The organism is Streptomyces sp. sk2.1 (assembly GCF_008120935.1).
Lineage (GTDB): Bacteria > Actinomycetota > Actinomycetes > Streptomycetales > Streptomycetaceae > Streptomyces.
Genome location: NZ_RDBO01000052.1, coordinates 1 through 22,419, shown reverse-complemented (window position 1 = coordinate 22,419; position 22,419 = coordinate 1). Strand labels below are relative to the sequence as shown.

Below are 22,419 nucleotides of genomic sequence, written 5' to 3'. Positions count from 1 at the left end.
GCCCGCCCGGCGAACCTCCGCGGGCCCGGCGCCGACGGGCGCTTCAGGAACGGGGCGACCGGGCCGGGGCGCCGTCGGCGCCCGCGCGACCGTCGGCGACCGGTGCCTTCGGCTCCCTCTGCCGGATCAGCAGCACGGCGGGGAGCAGGACCAGGACCATCGGCGTCGGCTCGACGACGACGGCGCCGACGACGCTCCACGCGGCCAGGCCCCAGCCGATGGCCGGCGGTACGCGCACGCCCTGCCGGCCGAGGTGCGAGATGAGCAGGCCGAGCAGCAGCAGCGGTACGGCGAAGCTTCCGAGCGAGATCCAGAACGCGCCGGCCGCGCCGCTCGGCTCGACGAACTCCTCGCGCGGCAGGCCCCACAGATCACCGCCGAACCAGGCCCCCAGATGCCCGGTGTTCTGCGCACCGAGGGCGAGGAGGTGCAGGGCGCCCAGAAAGGTCAGGACGCGTCCCGCGCGCACGGCTGTGTTCCTCATGACGACCCCCGCAGAGTTTTCGAAACCATCAGTTCCGGAACTAGGGTTACCGTAATATGACGGTCATGGCAACCACGGGACGACCACGGGACGCGCGGGTGGACGCGGCGATCCTCGACGCCACGCGCGAGCTCCTCGCCCGGGACGGCTACGCCGGGCTGACGATGGACGCGGTGGCCGTGCGGGCGGGGATCGGCAAGGCGGCGATCTACCGGCGCCACGCGAGCAAGCAGGAGATGGTGTTCGCCGCGGCGATCTACGGACCGGAGCTGCCGGTCCGGCCCGACACGGGGAGCCTCGCCGGGGACCTCACGGCGCTCGTCCGGGAGATCGTCGGCCATCTGACCAGTCCCGCGGCCTCCGCCGCGGTGCTCGGTCTCCTGGCGGACCTGGGGCCCGACAGCGACCTGGGAGCCCGCTTCCGGGAGCGGTTCGTCAGCCGTGAACTCGTCGACGTCGAGAGCCTGCTCGACCGCGCGGTCGCCCGGGGCGAACTGCCGCCCCCGCCGTCCCGCCCGGACGCCTCGATCGTCCACGCCCTGGCGACCGGCCCGGTCTTCGCCCTGCTGTACCTCCAGCACGCCCCGCCGGACGGGCTGCCCGAGCGGCTGGGACCGATGGTCGCGGCAGCCCTCGCCGCAACCCGGTCGCCGTCCGACTCCCCGGACGCGTCCGGCGGCTGATCCGGTGCCGGCCCGGCGGGTCGGTGCCGGGTCCGCCCGGCCACGTCCCGACGGGGCCGTACCGCACCGACGTCCTGGTATACCATCTGCCGAATGCTGGATGGACGGACCAACGATGCGCGAGGCCGCGCCGACGGCGCCCCGTCGGTCTGGCGGGCGCCGGGCATGCCGGCCCTGCTCGGTTCGACCGCGCTCGGTTTCGCGGGCGTCGCCCTGCTGATGCCGGTCGCTCCGCTCCGGGTGCTCGACGGCGGCGCCGACGAACTGGGCGCGGGCGCGGTCAACGCCGTGATGATGCTCTGCACGGTGATCGCCCAACTGCTCGTGGGGAGAACGCTCGGACGCCTCGGCTGGCGCCGGACGCTCATGCTCGGGGCGTGCCTGCTCGGGGCCCCCGCGCCGGTGCACCTCCTCACCGACGACGTGTGGGCGGTGACGGCGCTCGCGGCGGTGCGCGGCCTCGGCTTCGGGATCATCACCGTCTGCGGAGCCATGGGAGTCGCCGTGCTCGTCGAGCCCGCGCGCCGCGGCCGCGCGATCGGGGCCTACGGACTGGCGATCGCCGCCCCGCAGTTCCTGCTCGTCCCCGTCGCCCCCTGGCTCGCCGAACGGGCCGGGTACTGGCCGGTGTTCACGCTCGCCGCCGTCCCCCTGCTCGCGATCCCGCTCGCCCCGCCCGTGGCCCGCGCCCTGCGCGCCTTCGACCGGCCCGCCGAAGACTCCGTCCGGTCCGCCGGGCGGCGCGACACCGCCGCACTCCGCCGCGCCCTGACCGGGCCGATCGCCGCGCTGCTCGCGATCACCTCGGCCGGCGGCGCCGTGCTCACGTTCACACCGGGCCTGGACCCCGACCCGACCACGGTGTACCTGGCGCTCCTGGTGTTCACCGGGACCTCGGCGCTGTGCCGTTGGGCCTTCGGGGGCTTCGCGGACCGCAGGGGCGCCGCCCCGGCGATCCCACCGCTCCTCCTCCTCGGCGCCGCCGGACTCGCCGCCATCGGCGCGGGGGTGGCCGACGGCCCCGGCCCGACCGGCAGGACCCTGCTGATCGGCGGCATGCTCGTCGTGGGCGTCGCGTACGGCGGCCTGCAGAACCTGACCCTCGTGCACGCCTTCGCCGCCGCGGGGGAGGAGGAGCGACCGGCCGTCGGCACGGCGTGGAACGTCGGCTTCGACGCGGGTACGGGGCTCGGCGCCCTCGCGGCCGGCGCGGTCGCCGCCGCCTCCTCCTACACGGTCGCGTACGCCGTCCTCGCCCTGGTCACCGCGCTCGTGGGCATCGCCTGGGCGATCCCCCGCCGCCGTACCGGCACCGGCCGGACCGGAACGCGTTCTAGCGCAGGCGGAACACCGGGCCCCGGGGAGTGAAGGGGAGCGGGGCGCCCTCGGGGACGAGATAGGCGTGTTCGGTACGGACGCGGAGCACGTCGCAGGCGCCGTCCGTGATGATGAGGACGGGCGCCGTCGGCGGGAAGTCCTCCGCGCGCCGCAGCAGGTCGATCCCCGGCTGGAGGACGGTTCCGCCGCGTCCGCGGACCCGGACCCGGCCGGCGATCTCCGACGGCGGGAGATAACCCGCGTCGTACGCTGCGGCGTCGCAGAACACCACCCGGGCGGCCGGGACGTCGCGGGCCTCGGCGTAGGAGGCGATGGCACCGAGCGCCTTGCCGAGCAGGCGCGCGTTCATGGAGCCGGAGGTGTCCAGGACGACGCCGAAGGTGCAGCGGGCGACCTCCTCGGGAGGGAAGTACCGCCCGGCCCGCGGGATGTCGGGAGTGGACGCCTGCCGGCGGGCGGGCCGCGCGTAGCTGCGCACGGGTTCCGGCCGGGGGACGAACTCGTCGAACCAGCGGGCCAGCCTGGCGTCCCACGGCACCGGGGGATGGGTCAGCGCCCGGATCTCCTGGACGAGTCCGGCGGGCAGCAGCCCCCGTTCGCCGGCGGAGTGCAGATCGAGCCCCTGGGACAGGCCCCGCCGGTAGAACTCGTCGAGATCGACCCAGTCGCGGCAGGAGCCGTCGAGCGGTTCGCCGAGGACGTCGCCGACCCCCTTGCCCCGCAAGGTCGCCAACCGCCGCATGCGGCGCGTGTCGGTGACGATCCGGTCGTACACCTCCTCCGTCGACAGCCCCCTCAACTCCGGGTCGTGCAGCAGACCTTCGGGCATGGTGCCGACGTCCATCTCGACGAGCCAGCCGTTGATCACGTAATCGGCGGCGACGTTGAAGAGATACGGGTCGCGGCCCCCGCACCGGTCGCCGTGGCGCAGGGCGGCGTGCAGCATCTCGTGCGCGAGGACGAACCGCCATTCCTCGTCGTCGTACCGGCGCAGCGGGTTGACGTAGATCTCCCCGAGCGAGGCGTCCACGGCGGCGACCGCGATGCCGTGGGCACGGGCGAGTTCGGCGTCGGCGACGACCTTCATGCCCGCCGCGATGCCGCCGAGCAGCGGATAGGAGGAGATGAACCAGCTGAACGCCCGGTCCCAGGGCCGCGCGGGCAGCCGTTCGCCGGTGAGCGTGTCGCGCCGGCCGCCCGCGACGTCCATGGCGGCGGACATGGTGCGGGTCAGGGCGTGGGCGAAGGCGAGCTGCCAGTCCGGCTCGGTGTGCCATCGCGACCACGGCACGAGGACCTGGTCGGACGAGTCCCCTCCTGTACCGCAGTGCTCGTACGCGGCGGGAATGCCGTCGCGGCGCCACCGGGCGGCGATCTGTTCCTCGTCGCCGTCGGGATAGGAGTCCGGCAGGTGGTCGGGGGTGCGGCCGACGGGAAAGGTGAGCAGGAAGCGGTTGACGACGACGCAGCGGGCGGCGAGGTCGAACCGGTCGGGCTGCGGGCGGAGCTTCTTGTCCGCGGGGACGTGACCGAAGCCGAGATGGACGACGCTGTGGGCGACGGCCCAGGCCCACTCGGCCGGCTCGGCACGGCGGTCGGGGTGGGCATGGATCCTGCCGTTGGAGTCGACGCGGGTCAGGCCGTGGCGCGGACCCAGGTCGCAGTCGCGGCTGCGGCAGACGTCGGCCTCCAGCGAGGCGAGGGCCGGGTTGCGCCGGACGATGGCCATGCCGGCGAGGAACGCCTCGGTCGCCGCGTCGTTGCGGGCCTTCTTCCCGTGCGACGCACGGCTCACCGGCGGGCCTCGACCAGGCGCGGCATGTCGCGGGCGGCCTCGACGAGGAACCAGGCGGGCAGCACGGGCTGTCCGTCCTCGTCGTCCCGGATCACGGTCTGGGCGACCTCGACGGAGATCTCGGCGAGCTGGACGAGCAGCGACTTGGCCCGGTGGGCCGTCTGCCGCAGCACGGGCGAGATCTGCTCCTTGGCGGCGGGCAGCTCCTTGACCAGCCGGCCCCGGAACGCGTCGGCCAGGTAGTAGAGCAGGTCGCGGTCCTCGATCCGGCGGGGCCAGGACGCGTCGCCCTTGATGATCGCGTCGATGCCGTGGGCGTGCCGCACGATCTTGACGTAGCCGCAGAACGCGACGGCGTGCGCCGGAGTGAGCGTGCCGTGCGCGACGACCTTGAGCGTCTCCTCGTCCAGCGTCGGCCCGAAGGAGTGCAGGGCGTCGGAGAGCATGTGCCAGGAACGCGGGGTGGAGAACGGCTCCTCGGTCTTGGGCGGCTGCGACCAGAGGTGGTCGGGCCGGTCGGTGAGGTGGTCGACGACCCACGGGTGGATGCCGTTCTCACCCGCCCACACGAGCCAGTCCGTGGCGGAGGCGCGCAGATGGACATGGGTGAGGCGGTTCACCAGCGCGGAGGCGATCGGCCGGGCCAGCGCGTTGTCGGTCGCGCGGTTCCCGGCGCCGATGACGATCGACCCGGCCGGAAGCTCGTACGAACCGATGCGCCGGTCGAGGATCAGGGAGTAGAACGCCTTCTGCACATCGGGCGTCGCGGCGTTCAGTTCGTCGAGGAAGAGGCAGTACGGCTCGTCTCTCGCGATGGCCTCGGGCGGGCAGAACACGGACCTGCCGTCACGGATCTGCGGCACCCCGATGAGGTCCTCGGGCGCCAGCTGCGTACCGAGCAGACTGACGCATTCGAGTCCCAGCGACTCGGCGAAGTTCCGGACCAGCGACGACTTGCCGATTCCGGGAGCACCCCACAGGAAGACGGGGCGCACGGTGGCGAGGCCGAGCAGCAGTTCGGGGACACGGGCGGGCGTGACGGTGACGGCTGCCTGCAAACTGAACACTCCCGGGGCGGGCATGGCCCGGTGCGTCCGGACCGTTCGACGTACTCGCACAGTGTGGGCGCCGCGAGCCGGACGACGCATCCGAATAACCGTCCCACCCGCGTTCCGGCGGTACGCCGGGCGGCCGCCCCGGCACCCGAACGGCCCGAACCGCCGCCCGAACGGGCCCGGATCGCCGTTCGCGCGTACCGGGCGGGTCCGTGGGGCGGGCGGGCGGCGCGGGGCCGCCGGACGCGGGCCGGCCGGTCCTTTGACGCGATGCCCGGCCCGGCCGCCGACCCTACGGTGGTGGCATGGCGGTGGTGATCAGCGGATGGCGGCGACGGGACCGGGGCCGCAACGGCGCGCTGGACGTGCTGGGCGTGACGGTGCTGTTCGTGCTGTCGGTCGTGGCCGCGTCCATCGTCCCGCACGAGCGCCATTTCTCCCTGCGCTGGTCCGCCGTCGTGCTCGCGGGAGTGGGCTGCTCGGCACTGCTGTGGCGGTACCGTCACCCGGTCGGCGTACTTGCCGTCGCGGTCGGCTGCGGAGTGGCCTTCCAGGTGCTCGGCTTCCGCGAGAGCCCACTGGTTATCAACTCCGTCCTGGTGTCGGTCTACACCGTCGGCGTGCTCACCGACCGGCGCGTCACCTGGACCGCGGCGTCGGTCTCGGCCGCCGTCCTGGTGGGCGCGGCCGTGCTCTGCGACCCCCACTCGTGGCTGGCCCCCGACAACGCGGCGATGCTGGCGTGGACCGCCCTGCCGGCGGCCGTCGGGGACGGCGTGCGCTCGCGCCGCGCCTACGTCGCGGCGGTGGAGGAACGGGCGGAACACGCGGAGCGGACGCGCGAGCAGGAGGCACAGCAGCGGGTGGCGGCCGAACGGGTACGGATCGCCCGCGAACTGCACGACATCGTCGCCCACCACATCGCCCTGATCAACGCCCAGGCCGGGGTCGCCGCCCACCTGGTGGAACGGCACCCGGAACGGATCCTGGCCGCGCTGGAGGACATCCGGGACACCAGCCGCTCGGCCCTGGACGAATTACGGGTGACCGTGGGGCTGCTGCGGCAGTCCGGCGATCCGGTGGCGCCGCGCGATCCGATGCCGGGCCTCGCCCGGGTGCCGGAGCTCCTGGCCTCGTTCGAGTACGCCGGTCTGTCCGTGAGCCACACCCGGCTGGGCACCGCGGAACCACTGGCCCCGGCCATCGACCTGGCCGCGTACCGCATCGTGCAGGAGGCCCTGACCAACGTGCACAAGCACGCCGGGGCCGACCACGCCCGGCTGTTCCTGCACTACCACCCCGAACGGCTGACGATCACCGTCGAGGACGACGGACGCGGCGGACGGCACGCCCGACCCGGGACGGGGCACGGGCTGATCGGGATGCGCGAAAGGGCCTCCACGGTCGGCGGCCGGCTGTACGCGGGAGCACGTCCGGAGGGCGGCTTCACCGTGACGGCCGAACTGCCCCTGCGCCCCGGCCTGGCCATGGGCGAACCACCGAGGAGGGACGGGCATGACGATCCGCGTACTGCTTGCCGATGACCAGGCCCTGCTGCGGGGCACCTTCAGGATGCTGTTCGACTCCACGGACGACATGGAGACGGTGGGGGAGGCGGCCGACGGGCGCGAAGCGCTGGAACTGGCCCGCGAGCAGCACCCCGACGTGGTCCTGATGGACATCCGGATGCCGGGGATGGACGGTCTGGACGCCACCCGGCACATCAGCGAGTCCGGGGACCTCGCCGGGGTGAGGGTGCTCGTCCTGACCACCTTCGAGGACGACGAGCACGTCGCCGAGGCCCTGCGCGCCGGGGCGAGCGGATTCCTGGGCAAGGGGGCCCGGCCCGATGAGCTCCTGGACGCGGTACGCACCGTCGCGGCCGGTGAGGCACTGCTGTCCCCGTCGGCGACCCGGGTGCTGATCGAACGCTTCCTCTCGCAGCCGGAACCGTGCCCGGCGGGCGTGCACGAGCGGCTGGAGTGCCTGACGCCGAGGGAACACGACGTGGTGGGGCTGGTGGCGCTCGGACTGTCGAACGACGAGATCGCGGAGCGGCTGGTCGTCAGCCCGCTGACCGCCAAGACCCACGTCAACCGGGCCATGACCAAGCTGGCGGCCCGCGACCGGGCCCAGCTCGTCGTCATCGCCTACCAGTGCGGCCTGGTCAGCCCGGCGGCCGAGCCGGGGCCGTCGCGGACCCCCGTGTAGCCGCCGGGTCGCAGGGGGCGGGAGCGGATACCGCAGCCGTGGTAGCCGGAAAACGCTGCGGAGGGACGACGTGCGAGGGGCCGTGCCGGGGAAAACTGATGTCGAACCCCCGAAAGCGCCCGGTGGGAGGAACGGCGCCGCACATGGACCCGTAAGGCCCCGCCCCACCGGCACGGCGCCCCGCGACCGGCCCCGCAGCACAGGAAGGACCCGCCCCATGCTCACCGCGACCACGCAGCGCAGCACGACCGGTGCACGACCGGCCGACGACCACGCCCGCACGTCCCCCGCAGCCGAGGAGGCGGTCACGATGGGAACCCACCTGACGACGCAACCCGCCCACCGCCCCCGACACCCTCGCCCCACGCCGTCCCGTCCGCATCCGACGAGAACGCCCTGCACCGCCCGTCCCCCGACAACCCCTGCTGACGCGAGAACTCCACGAACATCCCCGGCGACGCCATCACCGTCGCCCCACCCGCAAGAGCAAGCCCGCACTCACCACTGCGCAACGACTGCGCCGCCAGATGCAACGCCACCAACGACGCCGAACACGCCGTGTCCACCGTCACCGCCGGACCCTCAAGACCCAACGCATAAGCAACCCGACCCGACGCCACACTCGCCGTCGTCCCCGTCAGGAGATAGCCTCCGGCGTCCTTCGCGGGTTCGTGGAGGCGGGGCCCGTACTCCTGGGTCATCGCCCCGACGAACACACCCGTACGGCTGCCCTTGAGGGTGCGGGGAACGATGCCTGCGGTCTCAAGGGATTCCCAGGCCGTTTCCAGCAGCAGCCGCTGCTGGGGGTCCATCGCCTGGGCCTCGCGCGGGCTGATCCCGAAGAACTCGGCGTCGAAGGTGTCGGCGTCGTACACGAAACCGCCGTGCCGGGTGTACGTCGTGTCGGGGGTGCCGCGCTCGGGGTCGTAGAGCGCGTCGAGGTCCCAGCCCCGGCCGTCGGGCAGCGGGCCGATGGCGTCGATGCCGGAGGCGACCAGCTGCCACAGGTCCTCCGGCGAGGTCACGCCGCCCGGGTAGCGGCAGGCCATGCCCACGACGGCCAGGGGCTCGTCGTGGGCGGCGGTCGCAGCCGTGGGAAGGTCGGCCGGGCCGGCGGTCCCGAGCAGCGCCGCCACGATGTGACCGGCCAGCACCTCGGGGGTGGGGTGGTCGTAGACGAGGGAGGACGGCAGGGCGATGCCGAGGTCGGCGGCCAGCCGGCTGCGCAGCTCCACCGACGTCAGCGAGTTGTAGCCCAACTCCTTGAACGGGAGCGCCCGATCGACCTCGTCCTCGGTGTCGTACTCCAGGATCTCGGCGGTGTGACGGCGGATCAGGTCGGCGATCAGCGTGATGCGCTGCCCGTCGGTCAGCCCACGCAGCTGTCCGACCCAGCTCTCGCCGTCCTCCTCGGATTCCACGGACTCGGCGTCGGTCGGGGCGTCGGTGACGGTGCCGGTGCCGGTGCCGGTGGTCGGGGCTGTGAGGTCGGGGACGTCGATCCAGTACCGCTTGCGCTGGAAGGCATAGGTCGGCAGGGCGATCCGCCGACCGGCGCCCAGCAGCGGGGCCCAGTCGGTCTCGGCACCGGAGGCAAACGCCACGGCCAGAGCACGCGGCATCGTCCGGGTCTCGTCCTTCCCCTTCTGGAGCACACACGCCGCCGCCACGGCGGCGCCCTGACCATCCAGGGCGTCAAGGGTGTCACGGACCATGGAGGTCAGGACCGGGTCCGGGCCCAGCTCCAGGTAGGTGGTGATGCCACGGGTACGGAGGGTGGTGATGCCGTCGTGGAAACGGACCGCCGCCCGGATGTGCCGTGCCCAGTAGGCGGGGGTGGTCAGCTCCCCCTCACCGGCCGTCTCGCCGGTGATGTTCGAGACCACGGCCAGGGACGGTTCGTGGAAGACGACCCCGGCCAGGGCCTGCTCGAACGCTTCGGCGGCCGTGTCCATGTGCGAGGAATGAAAGGCGTGGGAGACGGTCAGGCGCTTGGTGCGGGTGTCCTGTTCGCGGAAGTGGTCGGCGATCTCGGTCACGGCGTCGGTGTCGCCGGAGACCACCACGGCGGCGGGCCCGTTGACCGCCGCCACCGACACCCGCCCCTCATACGCGGCCAGGTGCTCGGTGACCTCGCTCTCGGGGGCGGCGATCGCGACCATCGCACCACCCGAACGGGCCGCCTGCATCAGCCCACCGCGCGCCGCGACCAGGACACAGGCGTCCTCCAGGGAGAACACCCCCGCCGCCCAGGCCGCCGTGATCTCGCCCACCGAGTGCCCCATCACCGCATCCGGACGCACCCCCAGCCAGGACACCAGGGCGAACAGGGCCGACTCCACCGCGAACAGACCGGCCTGCGTGAACACCGTCTCGTCCAGCAYCRTCGCGGCCTCACCGCCCGGCTCCGCGAACACCACATCCCGCAACGACCGGACCGAGCCCACACGAAGCTCCGGAGCCAGCTCCCGGTCCAGGAAGACACACGCCGCGTCGAACGCCTCCGCGAACACCGGATACGTCTCATAGAGCTCGCGCCCCATCCCGGTGCGCTGGCTGCCCTGACCGGAGAACAGCAGGGCCACACCACCAGCCCCGGCCGCCTTCCCRCGCACCACGTCCCCGGCAGACCTGCCCTCGGCCAGGGCCCGCAGCCCGGTCAGCAGCTCGTCACGGTCACCGCCCAGGACCACCGCCCGGTGCTCGAACACCGTGCGCGCCGTGGCCAGCGAGAACCCCACATCCACGGATTCACTCTCCGGCCGCCCCGTGACAAACCCGGCAAGATTCTCCGCCTGCTCCCGCAACGCACCCGCCGACCTGGCCGACAACACCCACGGCACCACACCCGACACCGGCCCCGAAAACGGCTCCAGGGACACCGGCACCGGCACCGGCACCGGCTTCGGCTCCGGGGATGCCTCCGCCGCCCCGGGCGCGGCCGTCAGCACCAGATGGCAGTTCGTACCGCCCATCCCGAACGACGACACCCCCACCACCGGCACCCGACCACCACGACCACCACCGTCGTCGTTGTCCGGCCACTCCCCCAGCTCCGTCTGCACCCGCAGATTCAGCCCCTCCAGATCGATCCCCGGATTCGGCGAAACGAAGTTCAGACTCGCCGGCAACCGCCGGTACCGCACCGCCAACGCCGCCTTGACCAGACCGACAACCCCCGCAGCACCCTCCAGATGCCCCACATTCGTCTTCGCCGACCCCACCCGCAACACACCGGAACGACCCTCCGCCCGCCCCAGCACACGACCCAGCGCAGCCGCCTCCACCGGATCACCCACCCGGGTACCCGTACCGTGCAACTCCACGTAATCCACATCAGCCGGGGACACGCCGGCCTGCTCGTACGCCAGTCGCAGGACCTCTTCCTGGCCGTCGGCGCTCGGTGCGGTCAGCCCTTCTCCGCCGCCGTCGTTGGTGACCGCGCCGCCCGCGATCACACACACCACGTCGTCCCCGTCCGCGACCGCGTCCACCAGCCGCTTCAGCACGACGAGGCCGCCGCCCTCACCCCGCACATAACCATTCGCCCGCTCGTCGAACACATACGCCCGACCGTCCGGCGAAAGCCCACCGAACTTCGACACCACCACCGACGACTCCGGCACAAGGATCAGGTTCACACCACCCGCCAGTGCCCAGGTCACCTCGCCGCGGGCCAGCGCCTGGCATGCCTGGTGGATCGCCACCAGGGAGGACGACTGGCCCGAGTCCACCACCAGCGAGGGACCCGTCAGGCCCAGCAGATACGACACCCGGTTGGCGATCACACTCCGGGCCAGACCCGTCGAGGTGAACGCCCCGATCCCCTCCATGCCGGCACGCCGCGACAGCATCGCGTAATCGTCGGCCATCGCTCCCACGAACACACCGGCCCGGCTGCCCCGCAGTCGGCCGGGTACCGCCCCGGCGTTCTCCAGCGCCTCCCAGGCCAGTTCGAGCACCAGTCGTTGCTGCGGGTCCATCGCCGTCGCCTCGCGCGGCGAGATCCCGAAGAAACGCGCGTCGAACCCGTCGACCCGATCCAGGAATCCGGCACGCCGCGCCACCGTCCTCCCGGCCGCCGACGGGTCCACGTCATGGAACGCCGCCACGTCCCAGCGGTCGGCCGGTACCTCACCGATCGCGTCCGTGCCCTGGACGAGCAGGTTCCAGAACGACTCGGGGCCGTCCACTCCTCCCGGCAGGCGGCACGACATACCGACCACGGCGATGGCGTTGTCCCCGTACGACTGGTTCGACATGAAAGGCAGCCTCATTCCGTGTTCATGAGCGAGTGCACATGGCTCGTTATCGCTTCGAAGGTCGGGTGGTCGTAGGCGACCGTGGCCGGCAGGTCGACTCCGGTCGCCGCCATCACCTTGTTGCGCAGGTCGACCGCCATGAGGGAGGTGAATCCCAGTTCGAGCAGCGGGACCCGGGGGTCGATGCCGTCCGCCGCGTCGAGTCCCATGACTTCCGCGGCGGCCTCCAGCACGGCGGTGAGGATCAGCGGTTGCCGGTCCTCGGGGGCGGCCGCGGCAAGGCGCGCAGCCGGGGTTTCCGTGAGTTCCTCGTCCTCGCCGCGCGGGTCCGTCGCGGCGGTCGGCGCGCGGGTGGGCCGCGGCGCGGCCGGGGCCACCTCGTCGAGCCAGTAGCGGCGGCGCTGGAAGGGGTAGGTGGGCAGTTCGGCCGGGCGCACCGCCATGCCGTCGCACTGTGCGGACCAGTCGACGGTGCCGCCGCGCACATGGATCCCGGCCATGGCGGTCAGGAACGCGGTGGGTTCGTCCTGGTCGCGCCGGGACAGGGGGATCGCCTCGCCCTTCGCCCCGGCGAGGCATTCGGTGACCATCGGGGTCAGGACGCTGTCGGGTCCGGCCTCGATGAAGGTGCCGACGCCGTGTTCCGCGAGTCGGCGGACGCCCGCGGCGAAGCGGACCGGCTCGCGCACGTGGCGTACCCAGTACTCGGGGGTGAGCAGGTCGTCGGTGGCCGTCTCCCCGGTGAGGTGGGACATGATCCGCAGGTGCGGCCGGTGGTAGGTCAGTTCCTTGGCGACCGTGTGGAAGGTGTCGAGCATGCCGTCCATGTGCGGCGAGTGGAAGGCATGGCTGACCTTCAGCCGCTTCGTGCGCCGGCCGCGCCCGTGCCAGAACTCGCCGATCTCGCGGACGGCCTCGGGGTCGCCGGAGATCACCACCGAGGTGGGGCCGTTCTCCGCGGCGAGGGCGATCTCGTGTTCGCGTCCCACCAGTTGGGGTTCGATCTCGGCTGCGGCGGCCTGCACCGCCAGCATCGCCCCGCCTTCGGGGAGTTCCTGCATCAGCCGTCCCCTGGCCGCCACGAGGCGTGCCGCGTCCTCCAGTGTCCAGACGCCGGCGACGTGTGCGGCGACGAGTTCGCCGATGGAGTGTCCGGCGACGAACTCCGGTGTGATGCCGAAGCGTTCGAGGAGCCGGTACTGGGCGACCCCGACGGCGAAGATTCCGGCCTGGGTGCAGGCGGTGCGGTCGAGCGGGCTCCGTCCCGGTGCCCCGGCGGTGTCCTGGGCGTCGGCGAACAGCACGTCGCGCAGAGGTGTTTCGAGGTGGGGGTCCAGCGCCGCGCACGCGTCGTCGAGTGCTTCGGCGAAGACCGGGAAACGGCGGTGGAGGTCCAGGCCCATGCGGGGGCGCTGCGATCCCTGGCCGGAGAACAGCACCGCGCAGGGGGCCTTGGACAGGGGGTCGGGGGTGCCGCGCACGAGGCGCGGTGCGCCGGAGCCGCGGGCCAGCCTGTCCAGGGTTTCGAGCAGTTCGTCCCGGCCCGCACCGATGAGAACGGCCCGGTGCTCGAAGGGAGTGCGGCCGGTGGCCAGGGCGTGGGCGACGTCGGCGGGGGCCGCTTCGTGGTGGGCCGATCCGTGGTGGCGCCTCAGGTGGGTGCCGAGCCGTTTTCCCTGTTCGCGCAGTGCCTTGGGCGTACGGGCGTGGACGGGCCACGCGACGATGGGCGCACCGCCCGCGGCACCGGAAAGCGTCGCATCGGGAAGCACGGTATCGGAAAGTGCGGCATCGGGAAGCGAGCCGGAGTTCCCCTCCAGGGCTTCGGCCGGGGCCTCGGTCAGGGTCTCGGCCGGGGCCTCTTCGACGATGACGTGGGCGTTGGTGCCGCTGATGCCGAAGGAGGAGACGCCCGCGCGGCGGGGGCGCCGGGTGCGCGGCCAGTCGGCGGGTTCCCGCAGCAGTCGTACGGTGCCGTCGGTCCAGTCGATGTGCGGGGTCGGGTTCTCGACGTGCAGGGTCCTGGGGAGGACGCCGTTGCGCAGCGCCATCACCGTCTTGATGACGCCTCCGACACCGGCGGCGGCCTGGCTGTGCCCGATGTTGGACTTCAACGAGCCCAGCAGCAGTGGCTTTCCGGGGGCGCGGCCGGTTCCGTACACCGCCTGGATGGCCTGGCCCTCGATGGGGTCGCCGAGGGTGGTGCCGGTGCCGTGGGCCTCCACGGCGTCGATGTCCGGGGCGGTGAGGCGGGCGTCGGCCAGTGCGTCGCGGATGACCCGTTCCTGGGACGGTCCGTTGGGGGCGGTCAGGCCGTTGCTGGCGCCGTCCTGGTTGACGGCGCTGCCGCGGATGACGGCGAGTACGGGACGGTGGGCGCGCAGCGCGTCGCCGAGGCGTTCCAGGTAGAGGACGCCGACGCCCTCGGCCCAGCCCGTGCCGTCGGCGTCGCCGGAGAACGACCGGCAGCGCCCGTCGGGGCTGAGGCCGCGCTGCCGGGCGAACTCGGTGAACACGGTGGGGGTGGCCATGACGGTGACGCCACCGGCCAGTGCGGCGGTGCACTCGCCGCGGCGCAGGGCCTGGCAGGCCAGGTGCAGGGACACCAGTGACGACGAGCAGGCGGTGTCGATCGTGAGGGCGGGGCCCTGGAGTCCGAGGCAGTACGAGATCCGGCCGGAGGCGACGCCGGCCGCGCTGCCGCTGCCGATGTAGCCCTCGAAGCCGTCGGGGACGGGGCGCAGCCGGGAGCCGTAGTCGTTGTACATGACGCCGACGAAGACGCCGGTGCGGCTGCCGCGCAGGGTCCGCGGGTCGATGCCGGCACGTTCGACCGCTTCCCAGCTGTGTTCGAGCAGGAGCCGCTGCTGGGGGTCGACGGTGAGGGCCTCCTTGGGGGTGATGCCGAACAGTCCGGCGTCGAAGGAGGCGGCGTCGGGCAGGAATCCGCCCCTGCGGGTGTAGCAGGTGCCCGGTGTGTCGGGGTCGGGGTCGTACAGGGCGTCGAGGTCCCAGCCCCGGTCGGTGGGGAAGTCCCCGATGGCGTCGGTGCCGGCCGCGACGAGGTCCCAGAGGTCCTCGGGCGAGCGGACCCCTCCGGGGTAGGAGCAGCCCATGCCGACGATGGCGATCGGTTCGTGCGACGCGTCCTCCAGTTCCTGGACGCGTCGGCGTGCCTCGCGCAGATCGATGGTCATCCGCTTGAGGTAGTCGAGAAGCCTGGCCTCTTCTCCGGTGTTTTCGCTCGTCACGGGGTCCGTTCCTCTCCTCGCGCCCTGCGGATGCGGGCGGCGAGCCGGGCGGGTGTCGGGTCGGCGTACAGATCGGCCATGGCCAGGGGGGTGCCGACGGTTTCCTCGACGCGTTGGACGAGCTGGGCCCCCAGGAGCGAGTGGCCCCCGTGGGCGAAGAAGTTGGTGTCGCCGTCGACGTCGCTCCGGTCGAGCAGTTCCTGCCACAGGGCGACCAGGTCGGCGACGAGGGCGTCGCCCTCGTGGGCGGTGGTGCCGGCGGCGGCCGAGCGTGCGGCGCGGTGCTGCCGTGCCATGCGCTTGAGCTCCAGGTAGTCGGTCTTGTGGCTGACTGTGGCGGGGAAGGAGTCGACGACGATGAACTCCTGCGGTACGGACGAGCCGGGCAGGGTGGCCCGGGCGTGTGCCCAGAGCCGGTCCGCGAGGCCGTCGGCCGGTATGTCCGTGCCGCACTGCACGAAGGCGACCAGGAGCGGTCCGCCGCCCGCCTCGTCGTCGACGACGACGGCGACGCCCTGGACCTGCGGGTGTTCGAGCAGTACGGCCTCGACCTCGCCCAGTTCGATGCGGTTGCCCCGCAGCTTCACCTGCCGGTCGATGCGGCCCTGGAGTTCGACGGTGCCGTCCGGCCGCCAGCAGGCCAGGTCGCCGGTGCGGTAGAAGGGGCCCAGTTTCAGGTGGCTGCCGAAGCGGTCCATGGTCAGTTCGGGCCTGTTGTGGTAGCCGAGGGCGACGCCGCTGCCCGCGATGCACAGTTCGCCGCGCACGCCCACGGGTCGTTCCCGGCCTTCGGCGTCGGTGACGAAGAGCTGGGTGTTGTCCATGGGGGTGCCGATGTCGACGGTGATGGCTCCTGGCGGGATGGTTCCGCAGGTGGAGTAGATCGACGTCTCGGTGGGGCCGTACATGTTGATCAGGCGGCAGCCGGCTGCGGTGATCTGCCGGGCGAGGGCCGGCGGCATGGGTTCGCCGCCGGTGAGGCCGCACAGTCCGTCGAGCCGGTGGCCCGCCTTGTCGACGATGAGGTTCCAGGTGGTGGGGGTGGCCTGGATGATGCCGACGCGGTGGCGTTCGAGCACGTCGAGGAGGACCTGCCCGTCCCTGCGTGCCGTGTCCGGTGCCACCGCGATGCGGCCTCCGGAGATGAGCGGCACGAACAGTTCCAGGCCGGAGATGTCGAAGGTGAAGGTGGTCAGCCACAGCATCACGTCGTCGGCGGTGGCGCCGATCTCGTGCCGGAAGTGGGTGATGGCGTTGGCCAGGCCGCGGTGGGTGATGATCGTGCCCTTGGGCTTGCCCGTCGAGCCCGAGGTGTAGATCAGGTAGGCCGTGTCGCCGGGCTCGGCGGTCACGGCGAGTTCGTCACCCATGAGGCCGGTGTCCGGGAGACCGGTGTCCGGGAGACCGGTGTCCGGGAGACCGGTGCCTGCGGGGCCGATGCCTGCGGGGCCGGTGCCTGCGGAGCCGTTCCCGAGGTCGGCGACGGCCGCCATGGGACGTACCCGGACTCCGTCCCGGGGGGTGTGGTCGAAGTCCGGGGCGGCGAGAACGATCCCGGCGCCCGAGTCCTCCAGGAGGTACGCGGTGCGCTGGGCGGGGTGGTCGGGGTCGAGGGGCAGGTAGGCGGCGCCGGTCAGCCAGGTGCCCAGTACGGCGGCGGCCAGTTCGGGGCTGCGCCGGCCGCCCAGGGCCACGACGTCGCCGGGGCGGGTGCCCGCCTCGCGCAGCCGGTCGCGGTTGGCGAGCGCGGTGCGCCACAACTGGGCGTAGGTGAACGTGCGTTCGCCGTCCTCGAAGGCGACGGCGTGCGGGGCGTGCGCGACGGTGCCGGCGATCGCCTCGACGAGGGTGGGGGGCGTGACCTCCACTGCGGTGTCGTTGGCCGCGTCGATGATCGCGCGGTCACGGGGGCCGAGGGCGGACAGCTCACCCATCGGCCGGTCCGGGTTCCGGCCGAGGTCGACGAGGAGGGCGTCGTACCGTTCCAGCAGGAACTCGGTGTCGGACCGGCTGAGGACGGCGGTGTAGAAGACGCCGCGGATCGTGATCTCCTCGGGCGAGGCCAGGAAGAAGAACTCCAGGTCGAACTTGCTGTACCCGTTCTCGACGAGGAGCCGGGTGGCGGTGGTGCCGTCGATGTCGAAGGTCGGCGGGCCCGCGTTCGGCACGTAGTTGAACAGGTGCCGGAAGAGGGTGTTGCGCCAGGTGCTGCCGGTGTGGCGGATCTCGGGGAGGAGGACGTCCACAGGTACGTCGGCGTGGGTGATCGCCCCGAAGAACGCCTCGCGCGCCTGGGCCGCCAGGTCCCGGAAGCCGGTGTCGAGGTTCACCCGGGCCCGCAGCGGCAGGGTGTTGACGTGGTACCCGATGGCGTCGGGGGCGTCGGCGGGGCGGATGTTGGCGGGTGAGCCGACGACGAGGTCGGGGCCGGCGCCGTGCCGGGCGAGCAGCAGGTAGTAGGCGGCGAGCAGGACGACCGCCTCGGGGGCGCGCAGTTCCTGCTGGAGGCGGCGGACCGCGTCCCGGGCGTCGTCGGACAGGGTGTGCAGGACGGAATCGCCGATGAGCGTCGGATCGGGCAGGTCGTCCGTGCCGCAGTCCAGGCCGAGCGCGGAGGGGTCGAAGTCCCGCAGGTGGTCGCGCCAGTAGGTGAGGCTTTCCTGCGAGTAGGGCGAGGAGTTGAGCGCGGGCCGCGGTTCACGCAGTTCCTCGGGTATGTCGATGCCCGCGGCGACCGCCTCGTAGATGCCGGTCAGTTCCGTGAGGAGGATCCCGGCCGACACGGTGTCGAAGACGATGTGGTGGATCACCAGGCAGAACACGTCGCCGTCGGGGCCCTGGAAGTGACCGGCCCGTACCAGGGGCCGGCCGTCGAAGGCGAAGGGCGTGGCGACGAGTTCGGCCACCGCGGCCCGTGCGTCGTCCTTGCTCATCGGCCGGGTGTCCACGGGAACGGTGAACCGGTCGGCGGGCACGGTCTGCTTGACGAGTGCGCCGTCGGCCCCGTGGAACACCGTGCGCAGTGTTTCGTGCCGGGCGAGCAGGGCGTCGAGGGTCTCCTGGAGTTCCCACTCCCCCAGCGGTTCGTCGGTGGAGAACACGACGGACAGGTTGTTGACGGCGCCGGACGGGACGAGTTTCTCCAGCAGCCACAGCGCCTGTTCCTTGCGGGAGGCCGCGGTCAGGACCGCGGGGGCCGGACCGTTCGCTTGAGTGTGCGTCGTGGTGATGGTCATTCCGGTTTCCTTCTGTGGCCTGGGGAGGGGTGGGCTCGTGTCCGTCGCGTACGTCCGGCGGGCCCGCTCAGCCGGCGAGGAGGCCCGAGACGGTCCGGGCGATGTCGGGCGTCGAGAGGATCTCCACGTGCGGCACGTCGAAGTGGATCTCCTCGGCCACCAGGTCGGCGTCGTGGCCGGGGTTGAGGGTCCGGAAGCCGTTGAGGCCGCTGGTCGGGGTGTTGGAGGTGATGGCCGTGCACTTCTTCCAGACCGCCGTGGGATCGATCTGCTCGGCGGTCGACAGGTAGGAGAGGAAGCCGCCCGCGGTCTCGGTCATCTCGGCGCGGCGGCGCTCGTCCAGGCCGAGCTTCTCGCAGGCCGTGGTGGCGAGGGAGTGGTAGAGGAGCAGCAGCCTGCGGGCCAGGTCGGTGAGGCTCTCGCACTCCTCGGTGGCGCGCTGCGCGGCGTCCTGGACGCGTCCCACCTCGGCCGCGCCGAGGACCGCCTCCATCTGGCCGACCGCCTTGTGGAACTGCCAGTACATGGGGGCGGAGGCGGCCCGCTCCGGGTCGAAGAGAATGGTCTGCGGGAAGGTGCCCTGCATCTTCTCGATCTCCTCGGCCATGGCGGCGGCGTACGTCGCCCCGGCGCAGAACGCGAGGATCGCCCTGACCCGCTTGCCGCTCGCCGCGATCTCGTCGGCCCACTGCTTTATGTAGGCCCCGGCGGGCGTGTCGGGGCTGGAGGCGACGGCCTGCGGCAGCGTCTCCAGCACCGTGTGGCCGGGGTCCATGAGCTTCACGAAGTCGCTGAAGCGGGCCTCGTGACGACCGGTGGCGTCGAAGTCCACGGCCAGAACGACCTCGTCGTCGTCGCCCTTGCTGAGCTCTTTCCAGGTGGTGAACGTGTTCATGGTCTTCCGTTCTGTCGAGGTGTCCGGTCCTGCGAGACGGGCGGAATCAGTGGGACGGGCTGGATCGGTGGGACGGGCGGAATCAGTGGGACGGGCAGCGGCGGCGGAACAGGCGGGGTCGGCGGAACGGGCGAGGTCAGGAGGACAGGCACGTTCAGTGGGACAGGCCGCCGAACTCCTTGTCGATCAGGTCGAAGAGGTCGGTGGCGGAGGCGGATTCGATGCCGGAGGTGCCGAGGTGCGAGGTGTCGTCCCCGGCGCCCCCTGCCGTCCCCCGTGCCGGTGCCGCCACCGGCGCCGCGCACGCGGCGAGCAGGCTCTCCATCCGTCCCGCGACGGTGCGGCGCAGCTCCTCGTCGTCGGCCAGGGCCGCCAACGCGGTTTCCAGCCGGTCCAGTTCGGCGAGTACGGGTGGCTGCGCCGCGGCCGGTTCGAGCCTGCGGAGCAGGTACGCGACGAGCGCGGCCGGTGTGGGGTGGTCGAAGGCGAGCGTCACCGGCAGGGCGAGGCCGGTGGCCGCGCAGAGCCGGTTGCGCAGTTCGCCGGCGGTGAGGGAGTCGAAGCCCGCCGACTTGAACGCGAGGTCGTCCTCGACGCGGGAGGTGTCCGGGTGGCCGAGCACGGCGGCGACCGTGGTGCGGACCAGGTCCCGTACGAGGTTCTCCTGCTGGGGCCGGTCGAGTCCCCTCAGCCGGTCGGTCAGCGCGTCCCGGTTCGGGGCGGCGGCGCGCCGCGCGGTCGTGCGCACCAGGCCGCGCAGCCGGGGGGCGAGGACGCCCTCCTCGGCGCGGGCGCGCAGCGCCGTGGCGTCGAAACGCGCCGCGACCAGCAGGGGCCTGCCCGTCGCGAGTGCGGCGTCGAGGAGCGCGAGGCCGTCGGCGGCCGCCAGGGGCAGCAGTCCACCGTGACCGGCGCGGGCCAGGGCCGTCTCGTCCAGCCGGGTGGCCAGGCCGGTGCCGCCCGTGTTGTCGATGCCGTTCGCCTTGCCGGTGCCGCCCGTGTTGTCGGTCTCGCCCCACAGGCCCCAGGCGATGGAGGTGGCCGGGAGGCCCTGTGCGTGCCGGTGATGGGCGAGGGCGTCGAGGAAGGTGTTGGCCGCCGCGTAGTTGGCCTGTCCCGCGTTGCCCGCCTGGCCCGCGAGGGAGGAGAACAGGACGAACGCGTCCAGGTCCAGGTGCCCGGTGAGCTCGTGCAGGTACCGGGCGCCGTCGGCCTTGGGCCGCCACACCGTGTCGAAGCGGTCCCGGTCCAGGGACTGCACGACGCCGTCGTCGAGGACGCCCGCGGCGTGGATGACGGCGGTGAGCGGGCGGTCGGCGGGGACGGTGTCGATGAGGCGGGCGAGGGCGTCCCGGTCGGCGGTGTCGCAGGCGGTGAGGGTGACGGCGGCACCGAGCTCGGTGAGTTCCGCGGCGAGTTCGGCCGCGCCCGGGGCATCGGGGCCTCGGCGTCCGGTCAGCAGCAGGTGGCGTACGCCGTGCTCGGCGACCAGGTGCCGGGCGACGAGGCCGCCCAGTGCCCCGGTGCCCCCGGTGACGAGGACCGTGCCGTCGGGCGAGATCCCGGCCGGCCGGGGTTCGTCGTCCGCACGGACGACGGCCAGCCTCGGGATGTGGGCGGTACCGCGGCGCAGCAGCAGTTCCGGCTCACCGGCAAGGAGCGCGGCGGGCAGCGCCCGGACCGATGCCGCGTCGTCGTCCGTGTCGACGGCGACCACCCGGCCGGGGTTCTCGGAGCACACCACGCGCAGCAGGCCCCGGAGCGGCGCCACCCGCAGGAGGTCGCCCCCGTCGTCGGGCTTCTCACCGGGCGCGAGTTCCCCGCCGCCGGTGAGGACGACGAGGGTGCTCTCCGCCAACCGGTCCTCGGCCAGCAGGGACTGTACGAGTTCCAGCGTCCGGTACGTCACGGCAGCGGGGTCGTACGTCGCGGCAGCGGGCCGCGCCCCGTCGGATTCGTACGTCGCGGTGGCGGGCCGCGCCTCGTCGGGGTCGTCCGCCGGGCTCACCAGTACGGTACGGGGCACGGGGCGGCCCGCGGCCACGGCCTCGCCGAGGGCGGCGATGTCCGGGTAGGGCTCTTCGGTGATGCCCAGCGCGGTGCGCCGTCCCGAACGGTCGGCGCCGACCCAGACGGCGTTCTCCGCGAACGTGCCTTCGGCGGCGGGGAGTTCGGTCGTGTTCCACCGGATCTCATGCAGGGGGAGCCGGTCCGTACGCAGTGCCGCGATCCTGGCCGGGTCGATCTCGCGGACGGTGAGGGTCTCGACCGCGGCCAGGGGGACGCCGTCGGAGTCGGCGAGGAGGAGCCGCACCGTGTCCTCGCCGCCGGGGGTCAGCGCGACCCGCAGCCGTGAGGGCGCGGCGGCCGGTACGGACACGCCGTCCCACGAGTACGGGATGCGCAGCCGCGGCCCTTCCGCCGAACCGGGGTCGAGCGCCGAGACGACGAGGGGGTGCAGGGCGGCATCGAGGAGAGCCGGGTGCAGCACGTGTCCCGAGGTGTCCGTGTCCTGGGCCAACTCGACTTCCGCGTAGAGCCGTTCGCCGTCCCGCCACAGGGCCGTCATGCCCTGGAAGGCGGCACCGTACTGGTAGCCGTGGGCGGCGAGCCGGTCGTACGCGTCGGTGAGGTCGACGGGTTCCGCCCCGGCCGGGGGCCAGGCGGTGAGCGCTTCGGGGGTGGTTCCGAGGGGGGCTCCGGAGGTGGTTCCGAGGAGGGGTGCGTCGGGACTGAGGGTGCCGGTCGCGTGCAGGGTCCATTCGGCTCCGCCGCCCGTGTCGCCGGACACGACGGACGCGTCGGCCCGCTCGGGGCGGGCGTGGACGGCGATCCCACGGTGACCTGCGGCATCGGGGGCCTCGACGGTGACCTGGAGGTGCACGGCGCCCTTCTCGGAAAGCGCCAGCGGTGCGTGCAGGACGAGTCCGTCGACACGGGCCGCCCCGACGGTGCCGGCCGCGTGGAGGGCGAGGTCGACGAAGGCGGTGCCGGGCAGCAGGACCGTCCCGGCGACCGCGTGGTCCGCGAGCCACGGATGGGTCTGCAGGGACAACCGCCCCGAGAGCACCACACCGTCCGCACCCGCCAGATCCACCACCGCACCCAGCAACGCATGCCCGGCCGCGACCAACCCCGCAGCCGAAACATCCCCACCCACCACACCCACCGACTCCAGCCAGTAACGACCGCGCTGGAAGGCATACGTC

Annotated in this window: 12 protein-coding genes; 4 read left to right on the top strand and 8 right to left on the bottom strand. The window is 72.8% G+C overall.

What is annotated here, in order from left to right:
* Nucleotides 1-43 precede the first annotated feature (43 nt).
* Nucleotides 44-484 (bottom strand): DUF6463 family protein, encoded by a 441-nt coding sequence (locus EAO76_RS17035; protein WP_148836813.1) that lies wholly within the window; start codon nucleotides 482-484, stop codon nucleotides 44-46.
* A gap of 65 nt (nucleotides 485-549) precedes the next feature.
* Here EAO76_RS17035 and EAO76_RS17030 point away from each other — a divergent pair, with 65 nt between their 5' ends.
* Nucleotides 550-1,167 (top strand): TetR/AcrR family transcriptional regulator, encoded by a 618-nt coding sequence (locus EAO76_RS17030; RefSeq protein ID WP_262375546.1) that lies wholly within the window; start codon nucleotides 550-552, stop codon nucleotides 1,165-1,167.
* Nucleotides 1,168-1,260: 93 nt separating this feature from the next.
* Complete coding sequence (locus EAO76_RS17025) at nucleotides 1,261-2,535, top strand: MFS transporter (RefSeq protein WP_222872177.1); 1,275 nt, start codon at nucleotides 1,261-1,263, stop codon at nucleotides 2,533-2,535.
* Here EAO76_RS17025 and EAO76_RS17020 read toward each other — a convergent pair.
* Both EAO76_RS17020 and EAO76_RS17015 read right to left on the bottom strand, forming a co-directional pair.
* Nucleotides 2,501-4,234, bottom strand: coding sequence for a DUF2201 family putative metallopeptidase (locus EAO76_RS17020; RefSeq protein ID WP_148836839.1), 1,734 nt, complete (start codon nucleotides 4,232-4,234; stop codon nucleotides 2,501-2,503). The two genes, EAO76_RS17025 and EAO76_RS17020, sit on opposite strands and share 35 nt — an antisense overlap.
* Before the next feature lie 62 nt (nucleotides 4,235-4,296).
* A complete protein-coding gene (locus EAO76_RS17015; RefSeq protein WP_148836812.1) occupies nucleotides 4,297-5,358 on the bottom strand; it encodes an ATP-binding protein in 1,062 nt (353 codons plus the stop codon).
* A 302-nt stretch (nucleotides 5,359-5,660) separates the two neighbouring features.
* Between EAO76_RS17015 and EAO76_RS17010 the strand changes: the two genes are divergently transcribed.
* Together EAO76_RS17010 and EAO76_RS17005 are read left to right on the top strand one after the other, a co-directional pair.
* A complete protein-coding gene (locus EAO76_RS17010) occupies nucleotides 5,661-6,899 on the top strand; it encodes a sensor histidine kinase (protein WP_262375545.1) in 1,239 nt (412 codons plus the stop codon).
* Complete coding sequence (locus tag EAO76_RS17005) at nucleotides 6,871-7,566, top strand: response regulator transcription factor (RefSeq protein ID WP_148836811.1); 696 nt, start codon at nucleotides 6,871-6,873, stop codon at nucleotides 7,564-7,566. The genes EAO76_RS17010 and EAO76_RS17005 overlap by 29 nt, the downstream gene beginning before the upstream one ends.
* A gap of 305 nt (nucleotides 7,567-7,871) precedes the next feature.
* On the opposite strand, the gene EAO76_RS17000 is transcribed toward EAO76_RS17005, so the two are convergent.
* From EAO76_RS17000 to EAO76_RS16980, 5 genes are all read right to left on the bottom strand, one after another.
* Complete coding sequence (locus EAO76_RS17000; protein WP_187438670.1) at nucleotides 7,872-11,828, bottom strand: type I polyketide synthase; 3,957 nt, start codon at nucleotides 11,826-11,828, stop codon at nucleotides 7,872-7,874.
* A gap of 11 nt (nucleotides 11,829-11,839) precedes the next feature.
* Nucleotides 11,840-15,079, bottom strand: coding sequence for a type I polyketide synthase (locus tag EAO76_RS16995; RefSeq protein ID WP_262375544.1), 3,240 nt, complete (start codon nucleotides 15,077-15,079; stop codon nucleotides 11,840-11,842).
* On the bottom strand, nucleotides 15,076-18,315 hold the full coding sequence (locus tag EAO76_RS16990; protein ID WP_148836809.1) for a non-ribosomal peptide synthetase: 3,240 nt from the start codon (nucleotides 18,313-18,315) through the stop codon (nucleotides 15,076-15,078). Before EAO76_RS16990 ends, EAO76_RS16995 begins: the two co-directional genes overlap by 4 nt.
* A gap of 67 nt (nucleotides 18,316-18,382) precedes the next feature.
* The gene (locus EAO76_RS16985) at nucleotides 18,383-19,210 is read right to left on the bottom strand and encodes a hypothetical protein (protein WP_148836808.1); all 828 of its coding nucleotides are present in this window, start codon (nucleotides 19,208-19,210) and stop codon (nucleotides 18,383-18,385) included.
* 154 nt (nucleotides 19,211-19,364) lie between these two features.
* The coding region (locus tag EAO76_RS16980) for a type I polyketide synthase (protein WP_148836807.1) at nucleotides 19,365-22,419 on the bottom strand (3,055 nt) is incomplete at its 5' end.